18 protein-coding genes are annotated in these 17,273 nt (G+C 60.9%); 15 read left to right on the forward strand and 3 right to left on the reverse strand.

The genetic code is table 11. The features are described from left to right. Nucleotides 1–253 precede the first annotated feature (253 nt). The 3 genes from NFX52_RS08505 to NFX52_RS08515 all read right to left on the reverse strand — a co-directional run bounded on the left by NFX52_RS08505 (nt 254) and on the right by NFX52_RS08515 (nt 2,834). Nucleotides 254–1,354: a toxin-antitoxin system YwqK family antitoxin gene (locus tag NFX52_RS08505; RefSeq protein ID WP_055399483.1), complete on the reverse strand. Its 1,101-nt coding sequence runs from the start codon at nt 1,352–1,354 to the stop codon at nt 254–256. A gap of 80 nt (nt 1,355–1,434) precedes the next feature. Next, nucleotides 1,435–2,238 (reverse strand): SAM-dependent methyltransferase, encoded by an 804-nt coding sequence (locus NFX52_RS08510; RefSeq protein ID WP_055399481.1) that lies wholly within the window; start codon nt 2,236–2,238, stop codon nt 1,435–1,437. Continuing rightward, nucleotides 2,235–2,834: a Maf family nucleotide pyrophosphatase gene (locus tag NFX52_RS08515; RefSeq protein ID WP_055399479.1), complete on the reverse strand. Its 600-nt coding sequence runs from the start codon at nt 2,832–2,834 to the stop codon at nt 2,235–2,237. Before NFX52_RS08515 ends, NFX52_RS08510 begins: the two co-directional genes overlap by 4 nt. A gap of 25 nt (nt 2,835–2,859) precedes the next feature. Between NFX52_RS08515 and NFX52_RS08520 the strand changes: the two genes are divergently transcribed. The 15 genes from NFX52_RS08520 to lepB all read left to right on the forward strand — a co-directional run bounded on the left by NFX52_RS08520 (nt 2,860) and on the right by lepB (nt 17,244). After that, nucleotides 2,860–3,408 carry a YceD family protein gene (locus tag NFX52_RS08520; RefSeq protein ID WP_055399477.1) on the forward strand — a complete coding sequence of 183 codons (549 nt, stop codon included), beginning with the start codon at nt 2,860–2,862 and terminating at the stop codon, nt 3,406–3,408. A 110-nt stretch (nt 3,409–3,518) separates the two neighbouring features. Next, nucleotides 3,519–3,701 carry a 50S ribosomal protein L32 gene (gene rpmF, locus NFX52_RS08525; RefSeq protein ID WP_005794249.1) on the forward strand — a complete coding sequence of 61 codons (183 nt, stop codon included), beginning with the start codon at nt 3,519–3,521 and terminating at the stop codon, nt 3,699–3,701. Nucleotides 3,702–3,809: 108 nt separating this feature from the next. Further along, nucleotides 3,810–4,865: a phosphate acyltransferase PlsX gene (plsX, locus tag NFX52_RS08530; RefSeq protein WP_055399475.1), complete on the forward strand. Its 1,056-nt coding sequence runs from the start codon at nt 3,810–3,812 to the stop codon at nt 4,863–4,865. After that, the gene (locus NFX52_RS08535) at nt 4,865–5,842 is read left to right on the forward strand and encodes a beta-ketoacyl-ACP synthase III (protein ID WP_055399473.1); all 978 of its coding nucleotides are present in this window, start codon (nt 4,865–4,867) and stop codon (nt 5,840–5,842) included. Before plsX ends, NFX52_RS08535 begins: the two co-directional genes overlap by 1 nt. Before the next feature lie 60 nt (nt 5,843–5,902). Next, entirely contained in the window at nt 5,903–6,853 is a 951-nt protein-coding gene (gene fabD / locus NFX52_RS08540; RefSeq protein ID WP_055399471.1) for an ACP S-malonyltransferase, read from the forward strand. Continuing rightward, a complete protein-coding gene (gene fabG / locus NFX52_RS08545; protein WP_055399469.1) occupies nt 6,850–7,596 on the forward strand; it encodes a 3-oxoacyl-ACP reductase FabG in 747 nt (248 codons plus the stop codon). The genes fabD and fabG overlap by 4 nt, the downstream gene beginning before the upstream one ends. A 103-nt stretch (nt 7,597–7,699) precedes the next feature. Further along, nucleotides 7,700–7,939: an acyl carrier protein gene (gene acpP / locus NFX52_RS08550; protein WP_003058049.1), complete on the forward strand. Its 240-nt coding sequence runs from the start codon at nt 7,700–7,702 to the stop codon at nt 7,937–7,939. A gap of 47 nt (nt 7,940–7,986) precedes the next feature. Next, nucleotides 7,987–9,231 carry a beta-ketoacyl-ACP synthase II gene (fabF, locus tag NFX52_RS08555; RefSeq protein ID WP_055399467.1) on the forward strand — a complete coding sequence of 415 codons (1,245 nt, stop codon included), beginning with the start codon at nt 7,987–7,989 and terminating at the stop codon, nt 9,229–9,231. A 161-nt stretch (nt 9,232–9,392) separates the two neighbouring features. After that, a complete protein-coding gene (locus NFX52_RS08560) occupies nt 9,393–9,872 on the forward strand; it encodes a hypothetical protein (protein ID WP_238385660.1) in 480 nt (159 codons plus the stop codon). A gap of 6 nt (nt 9,873–9,878) precedes the next feature. Beyond that, nucleotides 9,879–10,505, forward strand: a complete 627-nt coding sequence (gene rpoE, locus NFX52_RS08565) for an RNA polymerase sigma factor RpoE (RefSeq protein ID WP_055399464.1) — start codon at nt 9,879–9,881, stop codon at nt 10,503–10,505. Nucleotides 10,506–10,514: 9 nt separating this feature from the next. Beyond that, on the forward strand, nt 10,515–11,195 hold the full coding sequence (locus NFX52_RS08570; RefSeq protein ID WP_055399462.1) for a sigma-E factor negative regulatory protein: 681 nt from the start codon (nt 10,515–10,517) through the stop codon (nt 11,193–11,195). A 36-nt stretch (nt 11,196–11,231) separates the two neighbouring features. After that, a complete protein-coding gene (locus NFX52_RS08575) occupies nt 11,232–12,308 on the forward strand; it encodes a MucB/RseB C-terminal domain-containing protein (RefSeq protein ID WP_055399460.1) in 1,077 nt (358 codons plus the stop codon). Between the two features lie 177 nt (nt 12,309–12,485). Continuing rightward, entirely contained in the window at nt 12,486–13,949 is a 1,464-nt protein-coding gene (locus NFX52_RS08580) for a DegQ family serine endoprotease (RefSeq protein ID WP_435301290.1), read from the forward strand. 509 nt (nt 13,950–14,458) lie between these two features. After that, nucleotides 14,459–16,267, forward strand: a complete 1,809-nt coding sequence (lepA, locus tag NFX52_RS08585) for a translation elongation factor 4 (protein WP_055399457.1) — start codon at nt 14,459–14,461, stop codon at nt 16,265–16,267. Next, complete coding sequence (gene lepB / locus NFX52_RS08590) at nt 16,267–17,244, forward strand: signal peptidase I (RefSeq protein WP_055399455.1); 978 nt, start codon at nt 16,267–16,269, stop codon at nt 17,242–17,244. Before lepA ends, lepB begins: the two co-directional genes overlap by 1 nt. Nucleotides 17,245–17,273: the final 29 nt, after the last annotated feature.

A 17,273-nucleotide genomic window follows, 5' to 3' on the forward strand; every position in this document is an offset into this window, starting at 1 on the left:
TTCTACCTGCTCCACCACCGCCAATTTAAAGGCCAGCGTGTAGTCGCGCTGCGTGCGTTTGACACTCGATTCCATGACACATGCCCTTTTGAAAGGTCCACGTGTCAACGCTGGGTAGGACGGGTCACATGCACAAAAAAAGCCCCGGGTGGAGATTCCACACGGGGCTTTTTTGCGTCTGGGCCTGCGTGGCGGTACGTGGTGTGACGCAGTCGGCCGTGCCGGCCTCCGAGGGCTGGCAGGAGGGTGGTTTTTAGCTGTCCAGCCCGCCCGCCTTGCGCTGGCGCGAGCCGTCTTCCAGGATGGTGTCGTCGGCCACCAGCTTGCCCGTCTCGTCCCACTGCTTGCGGGCCGTAAGGCGCGTGCGTCCCCGGGCATCGGGGGCTGAATACTGTTCTTCAATCGCCAGCCGGCCGTTGTCGTGAAAGGCCTGCTGCGTGCCCACGGGCCATTGCTCGGCATTGAGCTGCTCGCGCCGCGCCAGCTTGCCATCGTCACGGTACATCTCGCGCTGCACGCGCGCCTGCTCACCGGCGCCGGTCCAGGTGCTGCGCTCTCGCACCAATCCGTTGAGGTACCAGCGCTCGACCTGCACCTCCCGCCCATCGGCAAAACTGCGCTGCTCGATCAGCTGGCCGGATGCGCCGTAGCGCTTGGCGCTGAGCAGCGAGCCCCGCGTATCGCGGAGTGTGCGCTCATCCGGTGCGAACACCCGTTCCTCGCGCAGCACACTTTTGCCGCCCTCGGTGGTGAAGCTGCGGTGCACACGCCGACCGTCCACCACGAGTTGCTGGGCGGCGACGATGCCGTCGCGGGTCCATTCGGTCGCGCTCAGCAGGCGGCCCTGGTCGTAGTGCAGCTGCGCGGTTTTGGCGCCGTTGTCTGCATGGAGCAGGGTGTCAGTGGCACCGTCAAAGCCGCAGAGTTTGCGGTCTTCGGGCAGCACGCTGGTGCGCGGGCAGAACAGGCGTGTGGGCTGGCCCTTGCTGTTGGTTTCCACATAGAACAGCTCCTGCCCGCCGCCGTGGAACGACACGCGCTCCACGCGGCCGGTGGCGTCAAAGCGCCTCACGGCCCCCTGGGTGCGGCCGTTGTCGGCGGTTTCTTCGCGCCGCACCTGGCCGTTGGGCCAGAACTCGGCCACCCGGCCGTGGCTGTTGCCGCGTTCGTTGACCGTGCGTTCGCGCTGCAGGCGGCCTTCGCGGTCGAACATGCGCTCCAGGCCCACGAACTTTCCGTCGCGCAGTTCCTGCTCGCGCTGGAGGTGGCCGGTGTCTTCTTCGCGGCAGCGCACCAGCCCGGACTGGCCGGCGGTTTCGGCACCGTTGGAAATATTGATGGGTTTGCCATTCAATTCACAACGAATAATGGCCTCAGCGCTTGAACCATAAGCGCTAACAGCTATAAAAAATATAGTGAATAGACGGTTCATGCTTAGCGGCCCATCGCAAACACGACAGGGGTGCGGTTGTCTGGGGGCGTGGGTTGCTGGCGCCATTGCCGCACGAGCTGGCTGCGGATGCGTGCGTCGGGCAGCGTCAGCCCGCTGGCCAGCGCCAGGCGGGTGTGGGGCTGCAGCGTTTGCACCAGGGCCTGCCAGAGGGCGGCGTTGCGGTAAGGAGTTTCGATAAAAAGCTGGGTCTGTCCTGTCTTGAGGGCCAGGCTTTCCAGCTCCTTGATACGCTGGATGCGCTCCTGGCTGTCCTGGGGCAGGTAGCCGACAAACGCAAAGTTTTGCCCGTTCAATCCGCTGGCAGCCAGCGCCAGCAGCAGAGACACAGGGCCCACCAGGGGCACAACGGGGATATCGAGGTCGTGTGCCGCGCGCACCACGGACGAACCGGGGTCGGCCACTGCAGGCATGCCCGCCTCGCTGATCAGCCCCATGTCGTGCCCATTCAGTGCCGCTGCGAGCAGCGGGCGGGCGTCGAACGGGGCTGATCCTTTGTCGCCATGGTCGCCTTTTTTGTGAACTTCTCGGGGAAGCTCGGTGATCTGCTGCTGCTGCAGGGGGGCTGCCAGGGGGTGCAGTGCGTCGATGCGTTTGAGGTAGGCGCGTGTGCTCTTGGCGTTCTCGCACACCCACTGGGTTAGCCGTGCAGCCGTCTGAAGTGTGGCCGAGGGCAAGGCATTCTGCAGCGGGACCTGGGCGTCGCAGCCAAAGTCGAGGGGGGCGGGCACGAGATAAAGCGTGCCCTTGCGAGCGCCTGAGCGCAGTTCGGTGGGGGGATTTGTCATGGCAGCACCAAGCCTGCCGCGCGCAGCATGCGGCAGGTGCGGATCAAGGGCAGTCCGATGAGGGCTGTGGGATCGTCGCTGTGGATGGCGTCCAGCAGCGCAATGCCCAGGCCTTCGCTCTTGGCGCTGCCGGCGCAGTCGTAGGGCTGCTCGGCGCGCAGGTAGCGCTCGATTTCCGCGTCAGACAGGTCACGGAATTTCACCTCCACCGGGGCCAGGTCGATCTGCTCGAAACCCGTAGCGGCACACACCACAGCCACGGCGGTCTGGAACACCACGGTCTGGCTGCGCATCTGGCGCAGTTGCGCCACCGCACGCTCGTGGTGGCCGGGCTTGCCCAGGGGCTCGCCAGCGAGGTCGGCAACCTGGTCGGAGCCGATTACCACCGCATCGGGGTGGAGTTGCGCCACGGCGCGTGCCTTGGCCAGCGCCAGGCGCAAGGCCAATGAGCGAGGGGCTTCGCCGGGCAGGGGGGTTTCATCCACCTTCGGGGCCGTGACGTCAAAAGGCAGGTTCAACCGCTCTAGCAATTCACGCCGATACCGCGATGTGGAGCCCAATACCAGAGGGCGTTTCAGGGGGGGGGATTGATGCATGCGCCGATTCTCTTACACTGCCGCCATGACCAAGGAATTCTCCCCCCAGCGCCTCGACGTGAAAGCCTTTGCACAGGCGGGCGGTCGGCTGGCGGGCCACGATTCACTGCTGAAGTACGAACGCCTGGCCCAGGAGGCCAAGGGCCTGCACCCGGACCTGATGGTGGACTGGGAGGCTATGGGTGAAGTGCGCACGGCACTGGGCGGCATGGGCCAGGTGTGGCTGCATATCAAGGTTACTGCGAGCTTCCCCATGGAATGCCAGCGTTGCATGACGCCGGTGGGTGTGCCGCTGGAGGTGGACCGTGAGTTTCGCTTCGTGGCCGACGAGGCCACCGCAGAGGCTCTGGACGACGAAAGCGAAGAAGACCTGCTGGCCATGAGCCGCGAGTTTGACCTTCACGAGCTGATTGAGGATGAGTTGCTGATGGCCTTGCCCGTGGTGCCCAAACACGACGAGTGCCCTACCGTAGTACCACTGGCTTCTTCGGACGACGATTTTGAGGAAGCCAACGACGAAAAGCCCAATCCTTTTGCGGCGTTGGCCGCACTGCGCAAAGACAACAAGGGCTGATTGGACGACCCAAAAATCATTTGGGTTATAATCGTGGGCTTCACGCGAACCCCATCGTGTCTTTTGGGCTGATCGCGTTTTTACCAACCTATTCCAGATCAGGAGCCATCATGGCCGTTCAGCAAAACAAAAAGTCCCCCTCCAAGCGCGGCATGCACCGCTCGCACAATGCCCTGAATGTGCCAGGCATTGCTGTGGAACCCACCACCGGTGAAACGCACCTGCGTCACCACATCAGCCCCAACGGTTTCTACCGTGGCCGTCAGGTGCTGAAGAACAAGTCTGAAGCCTGATCTTCGCCCCATCCAAAGGCCCGTTGCTACTGAAACCGTAGCGCGGGCCTTTGTTTTGACCGTCGTATTTATTTTTCCGGCCCTCCTGGCCGGCCGGACAAGTCGCCCATGATCACACTGGCTGTTGACTGCATGGGGGGCGACCATGGCCCCCGCGTCACGCTCGCGGCGTGCCGCCAGTTTCTCGATACACACCCTGATGCCCGCCTGCTGCTCGTCGGCCTGGTGGATAGTCTGCAATCGTTTTCGCACGACCGTGCCACGATCATTCCTGCTACCGAAGTGGTGGCCATGGATGATCCTGTCGAGGTGGCTCTGCGCAAGAAGAAAGATTCTTCCATGCGCGTGGCGATTCAGCAGGTCAAGGATGGCGCGGCCTCTGCGGCCGTTTCGGCAGGCAATACCGGCGCGCTGATGGCTATTGCCCGGTATCTCCTCAAGACGCTGGACGGCATCGACCGCCCCGCCATTGCGACGCAATTGCCCAACGCCGCAGGTGGTGCCACCACGGTGCTGGACCTTGGGGCGAATGTGGATTGTTCCGCCGAGCATTTGCTGCAGTTTGCCGTGATGGGCTCTGCCTTGGTTTCGGTCCTTCGGGATGGCGGGGAGCCCACCGTCGGTTTGCTCAATATCGGTGAAGAGGCGATCAAAGGTAGTGAAGTAATCAAAAAGGCCGGGGAATTGCTTCGATCTGCAGCCAATTCCGGTGATTTGAATTTTTATGGAAATGTTGAAGGCAATGACATTTTCAAGGGCACCGTTGACATCGTGGTATGCGACGGATTTGTGGGCAATGTGGCCCTCAAAGCCAGTGAAGGGGTGGCATCGATGATCATTGGTGCCCTGAAAACGGAGTTCTCTCGCAACATCTTCACTAAAATCGCTGCGATCACCGCGTATCCGATCTTAAAAGCGCTCATGAAGCGCATGGACTACCGCCGTTACAACGGCGCGGCGCTCCTGGGGCTGCGCGGGCTGGTGTTCAAGAGCCATGGGTCGGCTGACACAATGGCGTTCGAGCAGGCTTTGAACCGGGCGTATGATGCAGCCCGCAACAACCTGCTCGACCGCGTCCGGACCCGGATTGCGCACGCAGCGCCGCTTCTGGTGCCTGCGGATGCCCAGCCCCAGCCTGGCGTTGCGGCGACGATGACACATTGATGAGACGCTACTCCCGCATTACCGGCACCGGCAGCTACCTGCCCCCGCGCCGGCTGACCAACGCTGATCTGGTGGCTGAACTGGCCCAGCGCGGCATCGAAACCTCAGATGAGTGGATCGTGGAGCGCACCGGCATCCGCGCGCGCCACTTTGCAGCGCCTGATGTTGCCTGCAGCGATCTGGGCCTGGAGGCTGCGCGCAATGCCTTGCAGGCGGCGGGCCTTCTGCCGACCGACATTGATCTGATCATCGTGGCCACGTCCACCCCGGATATGGTGTTTCCCTCGGCCGCCTGCATATTGCAGAACAAGCTGGGAGCCAATGGTTGCCCTGCGTTTGATGTGCAGGCGGTGTGCAGCGGTTTTGTCTATGCCCTGTCCGTGGCGGATGCCATGATCCAGACGGGTGCTGCCAACCGCGCGCTGGTCATTGGGGCAGAAGTTTTCAGCCGTATTCTGGATTTCAATGACCGCACGACCTGCGTGTTGTTTGGTGATGGTGCTGGTGCAGTGGTGCTGGAGGCATCGGAAACGCCGGGCATCCTGTCCAGCGACCTGCATGCCGACGGCAAACATGTCGGCATCCTGTGTGTGCCCGGCAACGTGTCGGGTGGCAAGGTCCTGGGGGACCCTGTCCTCAAGATGGACGGGCAGGCTGTCTTCAAGCTGGCGGTGGGCGTGCTGGAGAAGGCCGCCCATGCGGTGCTGGCCAAGGCGGGGCTGACCGAGGCCGATATTGACTGGCTGATTCCACACCAGGCCAATATCCGCATCATGCAGGGCACGGCCCGCAAGCTCAAGCTGTCCATGGACAAGGTGGTGGTCACGGTGGACCAGCATGGCAACACCTCGGCAGCCTCTATCCCCCTGGCGCTGGACCATGCGGTGCGTGCGGGCCAGGTCAAAAAGGGTGAGACCCTGCTGCTCGAAGGTGTGGGCGGCGGCTTTACCTGGGGTGCGGTGCTCCTGAAATTATAGCTTTTGGCGCTTGATGGATAAGCGCTAGGCATCAATTTCAATCATATTTTTGGATTTTTCATGAAGTCTTTTGCATTTGTCTTTCCGGGACAAGGCTCGCAATCGGTGGGCATGCTCGACGGATGGGGTGATCACCCGGTGGTGGCCCAGACCGTGCAGGAAGCCTCGGATGCCCTGGGTGAAAACATCGGCCTGTTGATCAAGGAAGGTCCCAAGGAGGCGCTGGCCCTGACCACCAACACGCAGCCGGTGATGCTGGTGGCTGGGGTGGCTGCATGGCGTGTCTGGCGTGCAGAAGGTGGTGCTGCACCGGTCGCTGTTGCGGGGCATTCTCTGGGCGAGTATTCGGCGTTGGTTGCCGCAGGTGTGTTGACGCTGGCCCAGGCGGCGCCGCTGGTGCGCCTGCGTGCAGCTGCCATGCAGGAGGCCGTGCCGGTCGGCACTGGGGCCATGGCTGCCATCTTGGGGATGGAGGCTTCCAAGGTCATCGCAGGATGTGCCGAGGCAGTGTCCTCGTTCGGTGTGGGAACGGCAGAAGTGGTTGAGGCTGTTAATTTCAACGACCCCGTCCAGACCGTCATTGCGGGCACCAAGGCCGGCGTCGAAAAGGCCTGCGAAATGCTCAAGGCGGCAGGTGCCAAGCGCGCACTGCCATTGCCGGTGTCTGCCCCTTTTCACTCCAGCCTGATGAAGCCTGCCGCTGAGAAGCTGCGCTTGGCGCTGGCGGATGTGGCGCTTGCTGCGCCCCAGATTCCGGTTCTGAACAATGTGGATGTCGCGGTGCAACAGGATGCTGATGCGATCCGAGACGCGCTCTACCGCCAGGCCTTTGGCCCCGTGCGCTGGGTGGAGTGTGTGCTGGCCCTCAAGGCCCGGGGGGTCACCCATATTATTGAAAGTGGCCCTGGCAAAGTGCTGGCGGGTCTGACCAAGCGCATCGATCCTGAGCTGGTGGGTGCGGCACTGTTTGATATGGCCACGCTGGCCGAAACCCGGGAGTTGTTGGCATGACGCAATCCTCATCGGCCGCGCAAGTGGCGTTGGTCACAGGCGCATCGCGCGGCATTGGTGCGGCCATTGCGCTCGAGCTGGCGGTACGTGGCTACCAGGTGGTGGGCACGGCCACGACGGACGATGGCGCCGAGCGCATCAGCCAGGCCCTGGCGGCCTACCCCGGCTGCCGTGGCGCCAATCTGAATGTGAATGACGGAGCTGCCATCGAGGCGTTGATGGATTCCATCGTCAAGCAGCAGGGTGGTCTGCATGTGCTGGTCAACAATGCGGGCATCACCCGCGACACCCTGGCCATGCGCATGAAGGACGATGACTGGGATGCGGTGCTGGACACCAATCTCAAGGCAGTTTTCCGCGTGAGCCGCGCGGCGATTCGCCCCATGATGAAACAGCGATTCGGGCGCATCATCAGCATCACCAGTGTGGTGGGGGCATCGGGCAATGCTGGTCAGGCCAACTACGCGGCAGCCAAGGCTGGAGTGGCGGGAATGACCCGTGCACTGGCCCGCGAACTGGGCAGCCGCAGCATCACGGTCAATTGCGTAGCGCCGGGATTTATCGAGACGGATATGACGTCGGTGCTGCCCGAAGAACAGCAAAAAGCCCTCAACGCCCAGATCCCTTTGGGGCATATGGGCAAGCCGCAGGACATCGCACATGCCGTGGCCTACCTTGCTTCGCGCGAAGCAGGGTACGTGACCGGGCAGGAGTTGCATGTCAATGGCGGCATGTACATGTAATTGAGACAAGTTAACGCCGGTTCATCCGGACGGCGGGCTGCTAAGGGGCTTCTCCTTAAGCGGCTAGAATCGCGGATTCATTCACAACCCCCAGAGGGAAACCATGAGCGATATCGAAGCACGCGTCAAAAAAATCATTGCCGAACAACTCGGTGTGGAAGAGTCCCAAGTCACCAATGAAAAGGCCTTCGTGGCAGACCTCGGTGCCGACTCGCTCGACACGGTGGAACTGGTGATGGCACTGGAAGACGAATTCGGCATCGAGATCCCTGACGAAGACGCCGAGAAGATCACGACGGTGCAAAACGCCATCGACTACGCCAACACCCACCAGAAGGCCTGAGCGGCGCACTGCGCCTGACTCAAGCGATCAACAGAAGGTTTTTACGCATGAGCCGTCGTCGCGTTGTCGTGACCGGCCTGGGATGCGTCAGCCCCGTGGGCAACACGGTGGCCGAATCCTGGGCCAATCTCCTTGCCGGAAAATCCGGTATTGACCTCATCACCAAGTTCGACACGTCGAACTTTGCTTGCAAGATTGCAGGGGAGGTCAAAGGTCTTGACCTGGAGTCGTACATCAGCGCCAAGGATGCGCGCGCGATGGACAGCTTCATCCATTTCGGCATTGCAGCTGCTGCACAGGCGGTTGAAGATGCCGGTCTGCCCACGGGTGAAGCGCTCAGTGAAGAGTTTGCGACACGCATAGCCTGCGTGATCGGTTCGGGGATTGGTGGCTTGCCACTGATCGAGAATACCCACGCGGAACTGGTCAGTCGCGGTCCGCGGCGCATCACGCCGTTCTTTGTGCCAGCGTCCATCATCAATATGGTGGCGGGCCATGTGTCCATGCGCTTTGGCTTCAAGGGGCCGAACCTTGCGGTCGTGACGGCCTGCACAACCGGCCTGCATTGCATTGGCGAGGCTGGCCGCATGATCGAATACGGTGATGCGGATGTGGTGGTGGCGGGCGGCACTGAATCCACGGTGTCGCCGCTGGGCATTGGTGGTTTTGCTGCCATGCGCGCCCTGTCCACCCGCAACGATGACCCCAAGACCGCTTCCCGCCCCTGGGACAAGGACCGTGATGGTTTTGTTTTGGGTGAGGGCGCCGGGGTCATGGTGCTGGAGGAATACGAGCATGCCAAAGCCCGTGGTGCCAAGATCTATGCGGAATTAGGTGGTTTTGGCATGAGCGCCGATGCAGGCCACATGACGGCCCCCAGTATGGATGGTCCGCGCCGTGCCATGCTCAACGCCCTGCGCAATGCCGGCATGAATGCCGATCAAGTTGACTACCTCAACGCCCATGGCACTTCCACGCCGCTGGGTGATATTAATGAGACGAATGCCATCAAGGCGGCCTTGGGCGACCATGCTTACAAGGCTGTGGTGAGTTCCACCAAATCCATGACCGGTCATTTGCTGGGTGGTGCGGGCGGTATTGAAAGCATTTTTACGGTGCTGGCCTTGCATGAGCAAAAAGTACCACCCACCATCAATTTGGCGAATCAGGACCCCGAGTGCGACCTGGACTACTGCGCCAACACGGCGCGTGACATGAAGATCGACGTCGCAGTCAAGAATAACTTCGGTTTTGGTGGCACCAACGGGACGCTGGTTTTCAAGCGCGTCTGATCATTGGGTCAGGTGCACCCCCGCCCGACTTGGCGAGGCCGTGGTGTCTTGTTGCGTTCCTGCAATCGTTGGTTGCTCGGCACGGGCCTATGTTCCGTGTTAAGCAGGCGACACAGCCTTGGTAGCGTTTCGTGGGTGTGACTTCGCGGCGACCACCTTCTGTGTTTTACCCCCTGCGGCGCAGCCGCCTGCTCGGGGGCTTGCTGGGGGCATTGTTGCTGACCAGCGCAGCGGGGCTGGGCGCTTGGCTCGTTCGAAGTGGTGATGCTGCATCCCCATGGCCCGCAGCGATGGCGGGTGGTCTCTGGTGTCTGGCTGCCGCCAGCGCATTCCATTTTTGGTTCTGTCAATTCTCTGGTGGTATCCACTGGGACGGCCAGACCTGGACGCTGGTGGCTCCGAAATCCGGGGCGGCCTGGATGGCATTGTCCGGGCCTCCTGAAGTCCTTCTCGATTTGCAGTCATATCTGTGGCTGCATGTCATTCCGGTGGGGCACCGCCGCACTTGGCTGTGGCTGGCGTGTTCCGCGCAGCCCGAGCGTTGGCTGGATCTGCGGCGTGCGGTATATTCGCGCGCCAGACCGGGCGCTGACAACGCTGACGAAACCGCCCCGGCCAGCAGCCGTGGGCGTGAATCCTGAGTATCCATGACTGTAATTCCGCCTTCCCCTTCCGAAGATAGCGACCTCCAACTGGTGGAGCGCGCGGTAGCGGGCGATCAGCGTGCCTATGAGTTACTGGTCATCAAGTACCAGCGCCGTATCGAGCGTCTCATTGGCCGGATGGTGCGGGACACCGACATCGTTCAAGACATAGCGCAGGAAACGTTCATCCGGGCCTACCGCGCGCTGCACCAGTTTCGGGGGGATGCGCAGTTCTACACCTGGCTCTACCGGATTGCTGTCAATACCGCCAAGAAGGCGCTCATGGACATGAAACGCAATCCGGTCATCTCTGAGAACGCTTTGCGGGGGAACGAGGACGAAGATGAAACTTCCCGCCTCGGACACGAACTAACCAGCGACGAAACCCCCGAAACCGTACTCGCTGCCCGAGAAATCGCGCAAGCCGTGAATGCGGCTATGGAGGCGTTGCCCGACGATCTGCGCCAGGCGGTAACGTTGCGCGAGATTGAAGGGCTGAGTTACGAAGAGATTGCGACGGCCATGGATTGCCCCATCGGCACGGTGCGGTCACGGATTTTTCGGGCGCGAGAGGCCATTTCGGCAAAAGTGCGTCCTCTGCTTGAGAACCAGTCAGGCAAACGGTGGTGAGGTAATGAAATGAACAACGCTGTACGAAGTGATGGATTGGTGGGCGGTGCTGTGGTGGCTGAGATAAGCAGGCGCGAGCAATTGTCGGCACTGGCGGATGGTCAGTTGCATGGGGACGAGGTGGCGGACGCCCTGGCCTATGCGGCGCAAGCCGAAGGCCATGCCACTTGGCAGCTCTACCATTTGGTGGGAGATGTATTGCGTTCTTCCGACCTCGCGCAACCTGCCAATCCGAACTTCATGGCGCGATTGCGTGATGAACTGGCCAAGGAAGGGCCTGTCGTACGTCCTGCGGCCGCTGTTGTGCCGCAGGTCGATGTGGTGGCCCCGGCAATGGCGGAAGCTGCCAATGCGTCGGTCTTTCGCTGGAAAATGGTCGCGGGTTTTGCGTCTTTGGCGGCAGTTGCGGCGATTGGTTGGACCTCTTTGGCCACGTTGCAAGGCAATGGTGCACCCGGCGCCACGGGTGGAGCCCAGCTGGCCATCTCTCCCGAGTCGGGTGCGAATGGCCCCAGCTCCGGTGCCCCTGTTGTCGCAGTGGCTGATGCCGATGGTGGCGCGCAGGTGATGATTCGGGATCCCCGCCTGGATGAGTTGCTGGCGGCACACAAGCAGTTTGGCAGCACATCCGCATTGCAGATGCCTGCAGGATTTTTGCGCAATGCCACCTTTGAGACGCCCAGCCGCTGAGCCGGGAGTGGCTTGCTGGCGTGGTGAGATTGTGTGATGAGCTACCCGGGAGTTTTGTGCGTTTGGTTGAAAGCACTGCCGCAGCAGTTCAAACACGGGGTGGTTGCTGCCCTGTGTGTGACAGGACTCTCCGTATCGGCAGGGGTCTCGTCGGCTGAGGGGGGTGTTTCTTCGGCAGCAGAGGCGGCTCCCGCGCCTGCGGAGCGCAGTATTCTGCAGTGGATCGAGCGCATGCACAGTGCGCCCTGCGCGCGCCCGTATGCCGGTACCTTTGTGGTGCTGGCTGCTTCCGGAGCGATGGCCAGTTCACGCATCTGGCACGCCTGTGAAGGGGCGCAGCAGATGGAGCGCGTGGAGGCTCTCAGTGGCACTCCCCGGACCATTTTTCGGCGCAACGACGAGGTACGTACGTTCTGGCCACAGTCGCGTGTGGTGCGGTCGGATCGACGGGATGCCTCTGGGCTGTTTCCACGAGTTCCGGTGGTTGAGGGCACTTCCATATCCCAGTTCTATGCCGCACGCCCTGTGGGCCAAGAGCGCGTTGCAGGATTTGTTGCCGACGTGGTGTGGTTCAAACCCGTGGACTCGCTGCGTTTTGGCTACAAGCTGTGGAGCGAGCGGGAGACCGGTCTGGTCGTGAAGCTGCAGACCTTGGGCGCGAACGGACGCGTTCTGGAGCAGGCTGCATTCTCGGAGTTGGACTTGAACGCCCCCGTTCGCGTGGAGCAGCTTTCACGCCTGATGGACGCGACCGCTGGTTACAAGGTGGTGGCGCCGGTTGTGATCAAGACCACGGCCACGGCCGAGGGCTGGGTGCTTCGTCAGCCGGTTGCTGGCTTTGTTCCGGTGAGCTGCCATCGGCGCACTGTGTCTGCTGACGACGGTGCGCAGGGTGTCTTGCAGTGCCTGTACTCCGATGGTCTTGCATCGGTCTCACTGTTCATCGAGACCTTTGATCCCCAGCGACACCCCTCCCAGCCCCAGGTCTCGGGTATGGGGGCCACGCAGCTTCTTGCGCAACGGATCCTGCCCGATGTATGGCTCACAGCAGTGGGGGAGGTTCCTTTGCAGACCCTTCGCCTGTTTGCAGGTCAGTTGGAGCGCACACGCTGACCCTGAAGCCAGCGGGCGTGATGCTGGCGGCTGCTTTCTCTGAGCCTGCGCTGTGGCGGGGCCGTTTGCAGGGGCATGCGAAGTGCATTTGCGATACGGGAACCAAATGGCCGCACACTCTTCACAGTTACACACAGTTTGATGACTGTATTTGCTACCAATCACGAAAGGTCGATGATGTCGAAGTTCGATGGAAATGCGCTGCGCTCCCTGGCATTTGCATGCATGTTCGCAGGGGCTGCTGGCGGCATGGGTTTGCCCCAAGCGGCCTTGGCACAACCTGCTGCAGCGGTTCGTGGGTTGCCAGACTTTACGGATCTGGTGGACCAGGTGGGTCCTTCGGTGGTCAATATTCGGACGGTAGAAAAAGCGTCGAGCCGTGCAAGTGCAAACGGCATGGATGAGGAGATGATGGAGTTCTTCCGCCGCTTTGGCGTGCCGATCCCCAATGTGCCCAGGCAGCAACGTCCTCAGCGGCCGCAAGACGATGAGCAGCCGCGCGGCGTGGGTTCTGGCTTCATCCTGACTGCGGACGGGTTTGTGATGACCAATGCGCATGTCGTGGACGGCGCTGATGAGGTGATCGTCACGCTGACCGACAAGCGCGAATTCAAAGCCAAGATCATTGGTGCGGACAAGCGAACCGATGTGGCGGTGGTCAAGATCGAGGCCTCGGGCCTGCCTGCCGTCAAGGTGGGCGATGTGGGGCGTTTGCGGGTGGGCGAATGGGTGATGGCGATTGGATCGCCCTTCGGGCTGGAGAACACGGTGACTGCGGGCATTGTGAGTGCCAAGCAGCGCGATACGGGGGACTACCTCCCGTTCATCCAGACCGATGTGGCCATCAACCCGGGCAACTCGGGCGGCCCGCTCATCAACATGCGTGGCGAGGTGGTGGGGATCAACAGCCAGATCTATTCGCGCTCGGGTGGATTCATGGGCATTTCGTTCGCGATTCCGATGGACGAGGCCATCCGCGTGAGTGAGCAGTTGCGCGCATCCGGTCGGGTGACACGGGGCCGTATCGGCGTGCAGATCGGGCAGGTCACCAAGGACGTTGCGGAGTCCATTGGCCTGGGCAAGGCCCAGGGTGCGCTGGTGACCGGGGTGGAGGCGGGGTCACCCGCAGACAAGGCGGGAGTGGAGGCTGGTGACATCATCACCCGTTTTGACGGCAAGTCCATCGAGAAGGTTGCGGACCTGCCCCGACTGGTGGGCAATACCAAGCCTGGTACCAAGAGCACGATGACCGTGTTCCGCCGTGGCGCTTCGCGGGACCTGGGCATCACCATTGCCGAAATTGAGCCCGACAAGCCAGCGGCCAAAATGGCGGAGCGTGAGGAAAAACCCAAGGCTTCAGCTGCTGCACAGCAAATGGGATTGGCGGTCACGGAACTTTCGGACGCCCAGAAAAAGGAGCTCAAGATCAAGGGCGGTGTGCTGGTCGCGACCGCCACAGAGGCCGCAGCACGTGCCGGCCTGCGCGAAGGGGATGTGATTCTCGCGATTGCCAACACGGAAGTGTCTGGTGTGAAGGAGTTTGAGGCTGTGCTCGCCAAGGCCGACAAGAACAAGCCCATCAATGTGCTGTATCGGCGCGGCGAGTGGGCCCAATATGCCTTGATCCGTCCCGGCCGATGACGAGCGGCGTTGTGGCAGATGTGGGGATGGGTTGACCCATTTCCCCACGTTTGCAGCAGGCCTTTGTCGGAGGTGTGGGCATTTTGGTTTTTTTGTCTTTTCCTTCTTTCGATGTTGAAAGTTAGCCTTGGCTAACTTTATGAGGGCCTATCAACTGATTTCGATAGAATAGAGGCCCCTGTTCAACGCTAATTCATATATTGACTGGACGTTGATTCACGATGCGGGATGTGACGGTGTCATGCACAGCCGATCCACAGCTCACCCACAAGTTGTCCAGCGTTGTAGTTGTGCAGACTGTGTATAAGTTGTTGATAAGATCCCTGTTGCACCCTGGCAACTCCCCTTGGATGCAGTCGGATGGGCTTTTTACTGCGGGCTTTTTGCCTACAATGAAGCTCCAACTATCGCAGTTGCCAATGATTGTTGGTTCAGGGCGCGTCGCCATTCGACGCGCCCTTTTTTCTTGTGTGCTCCGTTTTAATTCAATCACTTGACGCTTTCCGTTGATGAACCACATCAGAAATTTTTCCATCATTGCGCACATCGACCATGGCAAGTCGACACTTGCAGATCGCTTGATCCAGCGCTGCGGAGGCCTTGCGGACCGTGAGATGGAGGCCCAGGTCCTGGACTCGATGGATATCGAAAAAGAGCGTGGGATAACCATCAAGGCGCAGACCGCAGCGCTGCAATACAAGGCGCAGGATGGGCAGGTCTACAACCTCAATCTGATCGACACACCGGGGCATGTGGACTTCTCGTACGAAGTAAGCCGCTCGTTGTCGGCATGCGAGGGCGCGTTGCTGGTGGTGGATGCTTCGCAAGGCGTTGAAGCTCAGACCGTTGCGAACTGCTACACCGCATTGGATCTGGGTGTCGAGGTGGTGCCGGTACTCAACAAGATGGATCTGCCCAATGCCGATCCCGACAATGCCAAGGCTGAGATCGAAGATGTGATTGGCATCGACGCGACCGACGCGATTCCCTGCTCCGCCAAGACCGGCATGGGTATTGATGAGATCCTTGAAGCCATCGTGGCCAAGGTGCCCGCGCCGCGCGGCAATGCCGATGGGCCGCTGCGCGCGATGATCATCGACAGCTGGTTCGACAGCTATGTGGGCGTGGTGATGCTGGTGCGTGTGGTCGATGGCCGGTTGCTCAAGGGCGAGCGCATCAAGATGATGGCCAGTGGTGCGGTGTACAACGCGGACAACCTCGGTGTGTTCACGCCCGCCAACGAGCCGCGCAACTCGCTTGACGCAGGGCAGGTGGGCTACATCATCGCTGGTATCAAGGAGCTGCAGGCTGCCAAGGTGGGTGACACGATCACGCTCGAAAAGAAATTGCCCAACAATGCGGGCCCTGCCGCCGAGGCGCTCCCCGGCTTCAAGGAAATCCAGCCCCAGGTGTTTGCCGGGCTGTACCCCACTGAGGCGAGCGAATATGACTCGCTGCGCGATGCGCTCGAAAAGCTCAAGCTCAATGACGCCTCTTTGCATTACGAGCCGGAAGTCAGTCAGGCGCTCGGCTTCGGTTTCCGTTGCGGGTTTCTGGGCCTGCTGCACATGGAAATCGTGCAGGAGCGGCTGGAGAGGGAGTTTGACCAGGACCTCATCACGACGGCGCCCAGCGTGGTCTACCAAGTGGTCAAGGCCGATGGCGAAGTGATCATGGTCGAGAACCCCTCCAAGATGCCCGACCAGGGGCGGCTGGAGGAAATCCGCGAGCCCATCGTCACGGTGCATCTGTACATGCCCCAGGACTATGTTGGCCCGGTGATGACGCTGGCCAACCAAAAGCGTGGTGTGCAGATGAACATGGCGTACCACGGTCGCCAGGTGATGCTCACCTATGAAATGCCGCTGGGCGAAATCGTGCTCGACTTCTTCGACAAGCTCAAGTCGGTGTCGCGCGGGTATGCATCCATGGACTACGAGTTCAAGGAATACCGTGCGTCCGACGTGGTGAAGGTGGACATCCTTCTGAACGGCGAAAAGGTGGATGCACTGTCCATCATCGTGCACCGATCACAATCGCAGTACCGTGGCCGAGCCGTGGTTGCCAAGATGCGCGAGATCATCAGCCGCCAGATGTATGACGTGGCCATCCAGGCGGCCATTGGCGCCAACATCATTGCGCGAGAAACCATCAAGGCGCTGCGCAAGAACGTGCTGGCAAAATGTTACGGCGGCGATGTCAGCCGCAAACGCAAGCTCCTTGAGAAGCAGAAAGCAGGCAAGAAACGCATGAAACAGATCGGATCGGTCGAAGTGCCACAAGAGGCATTCCTGGCCATTTTGCAGGTGGAAGACTGATGCTCCAGTTCATGCAGATTTTCACATCCCTGGTGCTGGCCGCATTTGGTGGCTATATCGGGGCCTGGTACTTTGGTGCCATCGAAGGCAATTTCGCCTTGCTGTTGTTCCTGGCCACGGTGGTCACGGGCGCGTACTGGCTGGCCGAGCGTTTCTACTTTCTGCCCCAACGCCGCCGAGCCGCCCAGGCCGTCGAAGATGCGGCGACCGCACGCCGTGCGGAGCTGGACCGCATGGGCATCCAGAAGGTCGATGTGGATGTGCAGGAGGCCAAGGGGCGGCTGCTCATGCAGCCTTGGTGGCTGGACTGGACGGCGGGGCTTTTCCCGGTCATCGTTGCCGTGTTTGTTCTGAGGTCGTTTCTTTTTGAACCCTTCAAGATCCCGTCGGGTTCGATGATTCCCACCCTGCTGGTGGGCGACCTGATCCTGGTGAACAAGTTCACCTACGGCGTCCGCCTGCCGGTGATCCATACCAAGATCACCGAGGGCACCAAGCCTGCGCGTGGAGATGTTCTGGTGTTCCGCTATCCACCCCAGCCGAGCCTTGACTACATCAAGCGGGTGGTGGGTGTGCCGGGTGACGAGGTGGCATACATCAACAAGCGCCTCACGGTCAACGGCCAGGCCATTGACACCAAGGCGCTGCCAGACTTTTTTGAAGAAGACTCGATGCGCTACTTCAAACAGTTCGAAGAGCAACTGGGCACCCAGCCCCACCGTTTGTTGAACAACCCGGATGTGCCCGCCTTTGTGCAAGGCGCCAGCAATTTTGCCTATCGCAAGAACTGCCGTTACAGTGTTGAGGGCGTTGTATGCAAGGTGCCCGAGGGCCACTATTTCATGATGGGGGACAACCGGGACAACTCGCTCGATTCGCGCTACTGGGGCTTTGTTCCTGAGGGCAATATCGTCGGGAAGGCCTTTTTTGTCTGGATGAATTTCGGTAATCTCAAGCGCATTGGGTCGTTCCATTGATGGATGACCAGCTTTTTAGAACACTGAGG

It is taken from the genome of Acidovorax facilis (assembly GCF_023913775.1).
Lineage (GTDB): Bacteria > Pseudomonadota > Gammaproteobacteria > Burkholderiales > Burkholderiaceae_C > Acidovorax > Acidovorax facilis.

What these genes read in the sequence shown, in the direction of transcription:
- rpoE (WP_055399464.1), top strand. Translation starts at nt 9,879, where the DNA reads ATGACTGTAATTCCGCCTTCCCCTTCCGAAGATAGCGACCTCCAACTG.
- NFX52_RS08535 (WP_055399473.1), top strand. Translation starts at nt 4,865, where the DNA reads ATGAGACGCTACTCCCGCATTACCGGCACCGGCAGCTACCTGCCCCCG.
- lepB (WP_055399455.1), top strand. Translation starts at nt 16,267, where the DNA reads ATGCTCCAGTTCATGCAGATTTTCACATCCCTGGTGCTGGCCGCATTT.
- NFX52_RS08510 (WP_055399481.1), bottom strand. Translation starts at nt 2,238, where the DNA reads ATGACAAATCCCCCCACCGAACTGCGCTCAGGCGCTCGCAAGGGCACG.
- acpP (WP_003058049.1), top strand. Translation starts at nt 7,700, where the DNA reads ATGAGCGATATCGAAGCACGCGTCAAAAAAATCATTGCCGAACAACTC.
- fabG (WP_055399469.1), top strand. Translation starts at nt 6,850, where the DNA reads ATGACGCAATCCTCATCGGCCGCGCAAGTGGCGTTGGTCACAGGCGCA.
- NFX52_RS08575 (WP_055399460.1), top strand. Translation starts at nt 11,232, where the DNA reads ATGAGCTACCCGGGAGTTTTGTGCGTTTGGTTGAAAGCACTGCCGCAG.
- lepA (WP_055399457.1), top strand. Translation starts at nt 14,459, where the DNA reads ATGAACCACATCAGAAATTTTTCCATCATTGCGCACATCGACCATGGC.
- fabF (WP_055399467.1), top strand. Translation starts at nt 7,987, where the DNA reads ATGAGCCGTCGTCGCGTTGTCGTGACCGGCCTGGGATGCGTCAGCCCC.
- NFX52_RS08515 (WP_055399479.1), bottom strand. Translation starts at nt 2,834, where the DNA reads ATGCATCAATCCCCCCCCCTGAAACGCCCTCTGGTATTGGGCTCCACA.
- plsX (WP_055399475.1), top strand. Translation starts at nt 3,810, where the DNA reads ATGATCACACTGGCTGTTGACTGCATGGGGGGCGACCATGGCCCCCGC.
- NFX52_RS08580 (WP_435301290.1), top strand. Translation starts at nt 12,486, where the DNA reads ATGTCGAAGTTCGATGGAAATGCGCTGCGCTCCCTGGCATTTGCATGC.
- NFX52_RS08520 (WP_055399477.1), top strand. Translation starts at nt 2,860, where the DNA reads ATGACCAAGGAATTCTCCCCCCAGCGCCTCGACGTGAAAGCCTTTGCA.
- rpmF (WP_005794249.1), top strand. Translation starts at nt 3,519, where the DNA reads ATGGCCGTTCAGCAAAACAAAAAGTCCCCCTCCAAGCGCGGCATGCAC.
- NFX52_RS08570 (WP_055399462.1), top strand. Translation starts at nt 10,515, where the DNA reads ATGAACAACGCTGTACGAAGTGATGGATTGGTGGGCGGTGCTGTGGTG.
- fabD (WP_055399471.1), top strand. Translation starts at nt 5,903, where the DNA reads ATGAAGTCTTTTGCATTTGTCTTTCCGGGACAAGGCTCGCAATCGGTG.